The sequence below is a fragment of the Rhizorhabdus sp. genome (genome assembly GCF_018006725.1).
Taxonomy (GTDB): domain Bacteria; phylum Pseudomonadota; class Alphaproteobacteria; order Sphingomonadales; family Sphingomonadaceae; genus Rhizorhabdus.
Genome location: NZ_JAGMXV010000390.1, coordinates 1 through 3,346, shown reverse-complemented (window position 1 = coordinate 3,346; position 3,346 = coordinate 1). Strand labels below are relative to the sequence as shown.

Annotated in this window: 2 protein-coding genes; both read left to right on the top strand. The window is 64.7% G+C overall.

Annotation, left to right across the window (positions count from 1 at the left end; all coding sequences use genetic code 11):
• Nucleotides 1-1,661: assimilatory sulfite reductase (NADPH) flavoprotein subunit (locus KAY22_RS26575; RefSeq protein ID WP_296626075.1), on the top strand; the 1,661-nt coding region annotated here is incomplete at its 5' end.
• 10 nt (nucleotides 1,662-1,671) lie between these two features.
• Nucleotides 1,672-3,346: NADPH-dependent assimilatory sulfite reductase hemoprotein subunit (locus tag KAY22_RS26570; RefSeq protein WP_296626074.1), on the top strand; the 1,675-nt coding region annotated here is incomplete at its 3' end.

The following is a 3,346-nucleotide window of genomic DNA, read 5'->3' as shown; positions in this document are numbered from 1 at the left end:
TGGTCAGGCGCCGCGCCCCTGCCGCAACGCCTGCGACAGGGGCGCGGCGCCTGACCATTCTCTATGGCAGCGAAACCGGCAACGCGGCCGAACTCGCCTGCGCACTGGAGACGACGGCCCGGGACAGAGGGATGGCCGCAACGGTGGCGGACATGGCCGATTACAAGATGCGGCAATTGGCGCAAGAAGAAGACCTGCTGATCGTGGTCAGCACCTATGGCGAAGGTGATCCGCCGCAACCGGCAACCGGCTTTTTCGAATTCGTTGAAGGGCGCAAGGCGCCCCGGCTGGAAAACCTGCGCTTTGCCGTCCTGGCTCTCGGCGATTCCACCTACGAATACTTCTGCGAAGCCGGCAAGCGGCTCGATCGCCGGCTCGAGGAACTCGGCGCCAAACGTCTGCTTGAGAGGGTCGATTGCGATATCGACTATGACGATGCAGCTGCGGCGTGGACGACAGCTGTCGTTGAACACCTCGCCAGTGAAGCGGCCGCCACGCCCGTATCGGTAGCTGCAGCGACAGGCGAAACCGTGCCGGCGACAGTCCACGACAAGCGCAATCCGTTTCCGGCCGCGATCATCGAGAACATCGCCATCGTTGGCCGGGGGTCGAGCAAGGAAACCCGCCATGTCGAATTCTCGCTGGCGGGATCGGGCCTGACCTATCAGCCGGGCGATGCGCTGGGAATCGCGGCCTCGAACGATCCAGGGGTGGTGGCGGACCTGCTCGATGCACTCGCGCTTTCGCCCGACGCCGCGTTTGAAATCAAAGGGCGGCAGGCCACCCTTGGCGAGGCGCTGACTCACCGCTTCGAGATCACGCTCACAACGCCCCGGTTCCTCGACTACTGGGCCATGTTGAGCGACAGTAGCGCCTTGAAGCAGTTGCGCGAAGAGGACCGTTCGGGCGAGCGCTCAGTCTTCCTGCGCACGCACCACATCGTCGATATCGTCCGCCGCTTTCCGGTGGCAGGGGTGATGCCGCAAAGCTTCGTTTCGGCGCTGCGCCCGTTGCAGCCCCGGCTCTATTCAATCGCATCGAGCCTGGCCGCCGCGCCGGACGAGGCGCACCTTACGGTCGCGCCGGTGCGCTATGCGCTGCACGGGGAGGCGCGCAGCGGGGTGGCATCCGGCCTGCTGGCGGACCGCGCCGCACCTGACGCGGTGCTGCCGGTCTATGTTCAGGCCAACCCCCATTTCCGTCTTCCGGACGGCGATGTGCCCATCGTGATGATCGGCGCGGGAACTGGCGTCGCGCCTTACCGCGCTTTCATGCAGGAGCGCGAGGCGCACGGCGCCGGCGGCAAGAACTGGCTGTTCTTTGGCGAGCGCAATTTTCGCACCGACTTCCTTTACCAAAGCGAATGGCAGGCGTGGCTGAAGGACGGAACGCTGGGCCGGATGGACGTCGCGTTTTCGCGCGACCGGAGTGACAAGGTCTACGTCCAGCATCGCATGAAGGAACAGGCGCGCGACCTGTTTGCCTGGCTGGAGGACGGTGCGCACGTCTATGTCTGCGGCGATGCTGCCCATCTTGCGCCAGATGTTCACGCGGCGCTGATCGACGTCGTGGCGTGTGAGGCGCACATCGGGCGCGAGGCGGCCGAAGATTATATCCGTTCGCTTCAGGCCGACCACCGCTACCAGCGCGATGTCTATTGAGGGGCCGAGCATGACCGAGACCATCGACCGCAGCCACGACATTTCGCAAGCGCTCGACCGGCTAAGCGCCGACGAGCGGATGAAGGATGCCAGCGACTACTTGCGCGGGACCATCGCCGAAGGCCTGCTCGACCGCATCACCGGGGCCGTCCCATCGGCGGATGACGTGAAGCTGATGAAGTTTCACGGCATCTACCAGCAGGACGACCGGGACTTGCGCGACGAGCGCCGCCGCCAGAAGCTGGAACCGGCCTACCAGTTCATGATCCGGGTGCGCCTGCCGGGCGGGGTCTGCACCCCGGCGCAGTGGCTGAAGCTGGACGAGCTGGCCCGCGCGCATGGCGGAGAGACGCTGCGCATCACTACCCGCCAGACATTCCAGTTCCACTGGGTGCTGAAGGACAGCTTGCGCCCGATTATCCAGGGCTTGCACGAAACCCTGCTCGACACGATCGCCGCTTGCGGCGACGACAGCCGCGGCGTGATGTCCACGGTCGATCCGCAGGCATCGCGCTTTCATGCTGAAGTAGCCGCCCTGGCCAAGCGGGTTAGCGATCATGTGATCCCGAAGACGCGGGCATATCACGAAATCTGGTACGGTGATGAACGCGTTGCCTCGTCCGCGCCGGAAGAGCTGTTCTATGGCCGGACCTACATGCCGCGAAAGTTCAAGATCGGCTTCGCTCTGCCGCCGTCGAACGACATCGACGTCTATGCGCAGGATCTGGGGTTCATCGCGATCGGCGGCGAAGGGGGGCTCGAAGGCTTCAACGTAGTAATCGGCGGGGGCATGGGACGGACCGACCAGGCACCCGAAACATATCCGCGTCTGGCGAGCCTGATCGGCTTTGTGCCTGAAGACCGCGTGATCGCCTGCGCCGACGCAGTGATGACCGTGCAGCGTGACTATGGCGACCGCAAGGACCGGCAGCGCGCCCGGTTCAAGTACACGATCGACGACAAGGGGCTGGACTGGGTCAAGGCCGAGATCGAGCGCGTGATGGGCGCATCCTTCGAAGAAGCGCGACGGTTCTCGTTCGCCTCGAACGGCGATACGTTTGGCTGGCAGGAAACCCCCGACGGCCGGTTCCACCGCACGATATTCGTCGAGAACGGCCGGCTCGATACGCGGCTGCTCGATGCCTTTCGTGATGTCGCCCGCATTCATCGAGGCACCTTCCGCATGACTCCCAACCAGAACGTCATCATCGCCGGGGTGTGGGCGGAGGATCGCGCGGCAATCGAAGCGCTGCTGGCCGAGCACTGGCCCGACGGGAGCGAGGCGTCCACGCTTCGGCGCAATGCCATTGCCTGTGTCGCCCTGCCGACTTGCGGGCTGGCCATGGCGGAGAGCGAGCGTTACCTTCCTTCGCTACTCGGCCGGATCGAGGCGATCCTTGCGGCACACGGACTGTCGGAAGAACCGATCACCATCCGCATGAGCGGTTGCCCTAACGGCTGTTCGCGCCCCTACATCGCCGAAATCGGGCTGACCGGGCGGGCTCCCGGCAAGTACAATCTCTATCTCGGCGGTGGATTTCACGGGGACCGGCTCAATCGGATGATCCGCGAGAACGTGGGCGAGGCGGTGATCCTCGAGGTGCTGGACGAAGTGCTGGGGCGCTATGCCCGCGAACGCGAACCGGGTGAACGGCTAGGCGATTTCACAATCCGCGCCGGTATTG